The organism is Chryseobacterium sp. SSA4.19 (assembly GCF_022601875.1).
Taxonomy (GTDB): domain Bacteria; phylum Bacteroidota; class Bacteroidia; order Flavobacteriales; family Weeksellaceae; genus Chryseobacterium.
Window position 1 is genome coordinate 156,552 of record NZ_JAKVIP010000008.1, and the last position, 6,137, is coordinate 162,688.

General features: G+C 35.9%; 5 protein-coding genes. All 5 read left to right on the top strand.

Annotated features, from left to right (window positions below):
* Nucleotides 1-124 precede the first annotated feature (124 nt).
* The 5 genes from MKJ01_RS07755 (at nt 125) to MKJ01_RS07775 (ending at nt 6,027) form a co-directional block, all read left to right on the top strand.
* A complete protein-coding gene (locus MKJ01_RS07755) occupies nt 125-1,537 on the top strand; it encodes a hypothetical protein (protein WP_241612943.1) in 1,413 nt (470 codons plus the stop codon).
* A gap of 208 nt (nt 1,538-1,745) precedes the next feature.
* The gene (locus MKJ01_RS07760; protein ID WP_241612941.1) at nt 1,746-2,072 is read left to right on the top strand and encodes a nucleotide pyrophosphohydrolase; all 327 of its coding nucleotides are present in this window, start codon (nt 1,746-1,748) and stop codon (nt 2,070-2,072) included.
* Nucleotides 2,073-2,144: 72 nt separating this feature from the next.
* Nucleotides 2,145-3,365, top strand: a complete 1,221-nt coding sequence (locus MKJ01_RS07765; protein ID WP_241612939.1) for a hypothetical protein — start codon at nt 2,145-2,147, stop codon at nt 3,363-3,365.
* Nucleotides 3,366-3,482: 117 nt separating this feature from the next.
* Entirely contained in the window at nt 3,483-4,301 is an 819-nt protein-coding gene (locus MKJ01_RS07770; RefSeq protein ID WP_241612937.1) for an SDR family oxidoreductase, read from the top strand.
* Nucleotides 4,302-4,422: 121 nt separating this feature from the next.
* Nucleotides 4,423-6,027 (top strand): hypothetical protein, encoded by a 1,605-nt coding sequence (locus MKJ01_RS07775; RefSeq protein ID WP_241612923.1) that lies wholly within the window; start codon nt 4,423-4,425, stop codon nt 6,025-6,027.
* The last annotated feature ends 110 nt before the right edge of the window (nt 6,028-6,137 follow it).

The following is a 6,137-nucleotide window of genomic DNA, read 5'->3' on the forward strand; positions in this document are numbered from 1 at the left end:
TAATTTTAGGTTGCAAAAATACAATATTTTTTAAAATATACAAACACCTGATCAATAATTTTTTAGGGATAAGAAAATTAAAGTATTTTCGTTACATTTGAAATCTATTTAAACTTTAATTTCGATGAAATTCAAATTAGTACTGGCTTTTTCTTTTTGGATGCTTGTCATGGCTGTATCTTGTAATAAGGATGACATTAATTTTGAGAATCCTTCTCAGGAATTAAGTTTTTCAAGGGATACGGTCTTCTGCGATACGGTTTACCACCAGGTACGGTCTGAAACCTATGCCGTAAAAGTATATAATAATGAAGACAAGGATATTCTTATCCCGCGAATTCATCTTGAAAAAGGGGCAGCTTCTTTATATAAGATCAATGTGGACGGAAAACCGGGCTATGATTTTAAAGATGTTCCTTTGAGAAAAAAAGACAGTCTTTATATTTTCGTTGAAATTGCACCCGAAGCAACAGGACCGGAAGCTATTGCCGAAGACAAAGTGTTGTTCCAAAGCCCTGCGGGGCAGCAGCAGGTGGTTTTATTCTCCGTAGTCCAGGATGCTGAATTCTTCATCCAGACGCCTACAAACCCGAATATTATTACCTCAGATGCCACATGGACTAATAATAAAGCCAAGATTATTTATGGGGATCTGACTGTTGACCAAAATGTAAGTTTAGATATACAGCCAGGAACCAAAGTTTATTTTCATAAAAACAGCGGAATGAAAGTCTTATCTGGTGCTTCATTAAACATCAACGGCACTCTGGCTAATAATGTTATTCTCAGAGGTGACCGGAATGATCCGGCGTATGATACGATCCCTAAAAACTGGAATTCCATTAAAATGGATGCAGGATCCACTCTTACGATGAATTATGTAAGATTATTCGGGGGAACGAAAGGACTGGAGATGAAGCAGAACAATGCTACGATTACTAATTCTTTCATTCATACTTTCCAGGAATACGGAATTTATGCTGTAGGTTCTACGATTACTGCCAAAAACCTTGTGATGAATAATTGCGGAGAATCAGCGATAGGAATTTTCAGGGGAGGAATATATAATATCACCCACAGTACCATTGCCAATTATTCCAATCTATTGAATTCTTATAACAGAAACGGGATTTTTGCAGCCAATGAATGGAAAAATGCCTCAGGACAAACGGAACAGGGCGCCTTAATTCTGAATGTAAAGAACAGCATCGTATATTCTGACAGGGATAATTCGATGAACCTCGAAAAAACGATGGGTCAGCAATTCAATTTTATCTTTGAAAACTGTTTACTGAAATACTCCAATGAGTCTGAATCAGGCTTTACTTTTGACGGTAATCCCGGTATCATTCAAACCCTTAAAAATCAGGATCCTTTGTTTGTGAATTACTTTGCAGCTCAGATGAATCTAAGAGTGAAGCAGAATTCCCCTGCGATCGGAAAAGGAAGCACTGCTGTTGCGGCAACGGTGCCTACAGATATTGCAAATGTTTCAAGGACTTCAAACCCCACTATCGGAGCGTATCAGTATTTCTAATATAGATATTTAAACAAAATGGATTTTAATATTTTAAAAATATCGGCTTTTATTGTATTGCTCCTGATTTATCTTTCGGTAAGAAAGTTCTTTAAGAATGTTGCAAACTACACAGAAAGATTAGGACAATCTTTTGATGACCATGAAATAAAAGAAGAAACAAAACCGTCAAATACTACCCTTTCTTCTAAACAATAGCTTTAAAATAATGGAAATTACCCATCTGCAGCAGCAAGTCGATGAATGGATCAAAACGATCGGCGTACGTTATTTCAATGAGCTGACCAATATGACCATGCTCACGGAAGAAGTCGGCGAAGTGGCTAGAATTATTGCAAGAAGATACGGTGAACAAAGTGAAAAGGAAAGTGACAGAAGCAAAGATCTGGGCGAAGAACTGGCAGATGTACTTTTTGTAACATTATGCCTGGCCAATCAAACCGGAGTGAATCTTCAGGAAGCTTTCGATAAAAAAATGAAGATTAAAACTGACCGGGATAAAGACCGCCATCAGAATAATGAGAAATTAAAATAAGATCTTAGATGTCAGACCCCAGACGGCCTATGTGTGAAATCTGAAGTATTGAATCTGAAATGTGAAGAAACAATGAAGTTAGAAAAATCAAAATTAGTAGAAAACAAAACCATACAAATCAGCGGTTCGAAAAGTATTTCGAATCGTTTGTTGATTTTGGAAAATTTGTTTAAAAATATCCAAATCGGGAATTTATCCAATTCTCAGGACACGCAATTATTAAAAAAAGCCTTATCTGAAAATACAGAAACTGTCGACATCCACCACGCAGGAACTGCCATGCGTTTTCTTACTTCCTATTATTCTATTCAGGATGGAAAAACGACCATTTTGACAGGTTCGAGAAGAATGAAAGAAAGACCGATTAAAAATCTGGTCACAGCTTTGCAAAACCTGGGCGTAGAAATCGAATATCTTGAAAACGAAGGTTTCCCGCCATTGAAAATTATTGGAAGAAAAATTATTGAAACAAAAGTAGATGTTCCTGCCAATATTTCGAGTCAGTTTATTACTTCTCTTCTATTGATTGCCGGAAAACTGGACAATGGCTTAGAGATACATTTGGTGGGTAAGGTAACTTCAAGATCCTATATTGAAATGACTTTGGATATTTTAACCAAATTTGGAATCCAAAACAGTTTTATCGGAAATACGATTAAAGTTGAACCTTTTATCAATGATCATTCATCAGTTATAAATTATGAAGTGGAAAGCGACTGGAGTTCTGCATCATATTTTTACTCTTTTGCAGCATTGGGAAGAAAAACCATTCATCTTAAAAGTTTTTATAAAGACTCAACACAAGGAGATTCTGCAATTGCTGATATTTATGAGAAGTTTTTCAGCATTAAAACCATTTTCACGGAAAACGAACATCAATTAACACTTCAACCAGATCCGGATTTCCGGTTTCCGGAAAAGATTGTTTTGGATATGAACAATTGTCCGGACATTGCCCAAACGCTTTGTGTAACTGCAGCAGCATTGAAAATTCCTTTTGAAATTTCTGGATTGGGAACTTTACGGGTCAAAGAAACCGACAGATTATTGGCTTTACATAATGAACTGAAAAAACTGGGTACAAAAACTGAGTTTACGGATCTGACAATTAAATCCATCAGTTTCAATGAGTCTGAAGAAAATATTTCAATCAAAACCTATCAGGATCACAGAATGGCGATGAGTTTCGCGCCGTTTTGTTTAATTAAAGAGCTGAATATTGAAGACGAAAATGTTGTGGAAAAATCGTATCCGATGTTTTGGGAAGATTTAATTATGATTTTAGAAAAGTAAAAAAACAGATATAAGTTTACATAAATCCAAAAAATATCGGGTTTAAACTAAGTCGGGCAGAAATCTTTTACAGGTAAAAATAACCTGGAATTAAAATATCAAACTATTAAAATAGAAATGTCATCAAATAAAACGATCATCATTACGGGAACTTCATCAGGAATCGGTTTCGTATTAGCCGAATATTTCGGCAAGAAAGGTCATAAAGTATATGGCCTGAGCAGAAAACATACGGAAAGTCAGTATTTCAAATCAATACCAACGGATGTTACAGATAACGCTGCCGTACAAAATGCCATTGCAGAAGTTTTAAAAACAGAAACAAAAATTGATGTTTTAATCAACAACGCAGGAATGGGAATGGTGGGTTCTGTGGAAGATTCTACGAAAGAAGATATCCTTAAATTATTTAACTTAAATTTAGTTGGAGCCGTTCAAATGATGAGCGCTGTAATGCCTAAAATGCGTGAACATACATTCGGACAGATTATCAATGTTTCAAGTATCGGAAGTGAAATGGGATTACCTTTCCGTGGGTTTTATTCGGCTTCAAAATCAGCTTTGGACAAAGTAACAGAAGCCATGAGATACGAAGTTTATCCCTGGAATGTAAATGTTTGTTCGCTTCATTTGGGTGATATCAAAACCAATATTGCAGAAAACCGGGTAAAAACAAAAGTTTCCGAATCTTATAAAAAGGTGTTTGATAAAGTATATGCTTTGATGAACTCTCATGTTGGCGACGGAACCGAACCGTTGGAAGTTGCGGAGTATATTGACCGTCTTTTACAGAAGGATAAGTGGAAAGCCCATTATTATTTCGGTAAATTCGGACAGAAAATCGGAGTTCCTCTGAAATGGATTTTACCACAGGGAACTTATGAGAATTTAATGATGAAATATAATAAATTGGATAAAAATTTGTTGATTGATTGAGCGTATTGTCATTCTGAACGAATGAAATGCTGTGAAGAATCTTTTTGTATTTTTATAGAGATTCTTTATTCCGCTTCTGAACGATGTTCGTAAGCATTCAACTTATATTCAGAATGATCTGTTGAAATTAATTTTAAAAATATTTTTTATTCTGTTCTGCGTCTTTATCCAGGCGCAGAAAAAAAGCTATTTCCTTATTGATACTGAAACCAAGGTAAAAAAGAAGGTGAAAGACTCTGCTGCTGCTGTGAAATTCCTGGATTCTCTTGCTCAGAATAATTATTTTTTCACACAGTTGAAAGAAGTCAGAAAAAAAGGGGACAGCACGGAAATTATATATGATAAAGGAAAAAATTTTAATGAAACCTATGTCAGCCTTTCAGATTCCATTATCCAGCGTATAAAGGTTCCGAAAGAATTTTTTACCAAAAATCTGGATTCTACCAAGAAAAAAATCAGCAAAACTTATATTGATGACGGCTTTGCCTTCAGCAGAATCAAGTCTAAATATAAGGGTCAGAAAAATGGTTATCCTATGGTAGAGCTTGATATTAATAAAAATAACAAAAGAACGATTGACGGTTTTGTGGTGAAAGGTTATACCAGCGTCCCGAAGAGATTTATTAAAAATCTTGAAAAAGAGTTCAAAGGAAAAACCTATGACGACAAAAATCTTGTCGCAATCAACAAAAGCTTCCAGAGCCATCAGTTTATTACACTGGAACGGCCGCCGCAAACCCTTTTTACAAAAGACTCCACTAATATTTACCTTTTTATGGAGAAGAAAAAAACGAACAGTTTCGACGGAGTCATCGGTTTTGGTAATGATAAAACGGATAAGTTTACCTTAAACGGAACGCTGAATGTTAATTTCAGGAATATTTTCAACGGCTTTGAAACCGTCAATTTATATTGGCAGAGAAACCCGGACAAGGGCCAGACGTTTGACCTTCAAACAGACATTCCGTATCTTTTTAAATCCAACGTAGGCTTGAATATGAAAGTAAATATCTTCAGACAGGATTCTACTTTTGCCAATGTGAAGGCACTTCCCGCATTTTATTACCATCTTAATTCACGGAATAAGCTGGGTCTGAGGGGAACCTTTGAAAGTTCAAGTATCATTGATACTTTATATGTGCAGGGAAAAGATTATAATAAAAAAGGAATCGGAATCTGGTTTGAAATGGTAGAACCCACCGATATTGATCTCTTCTTGTATAAAACCAGGATCAATGCAGGATATGATTATCTGACGACCATTTATACAAAAGAAAATATCACATCCCCACAGAACCAGTTCTACTTTTTCGGAGAACACAATTATCATATCAACGGCAACCACTTTCTCAATATTAAAGCTGAAGGTGCCATGATGGATTCTAAAGTCGACTTTTCCGCCAACGAATTGTACCGTTTCGGGGGCTGGAATTCCATGCGGGGTTTTAACGAAAATTCCCTGGCGGCCGATTTTTATTATTATGGCGGCCTCGAATACCGGTATCTTATCGGAAGCCAGGCGTTCTTTGATGTTTTCGGCCAGTACGGGCAACTCAACAATAAATCACTGAATGTAAAACCCAAACTTTACAGCGTCGGTCTCGGATTTAATTTCTTTATCCCGATTGGTCTGATGAGCTTTCAGCTGTCCAATGGGAACGAATTTGGAAATCCTTTTAAATTTAATGACATCAAAATCCATTGGGGAATTCTGAGCAGGTTTTAGCCAGAAGTACCGTCATACCTACTCTATAATAGTGAAGTTGTTTAAACTTATTTATAAAAAAAAGTTCCGAGAAAATTAGCAATTTTGGATTGCAATTTAAAAGACTAATA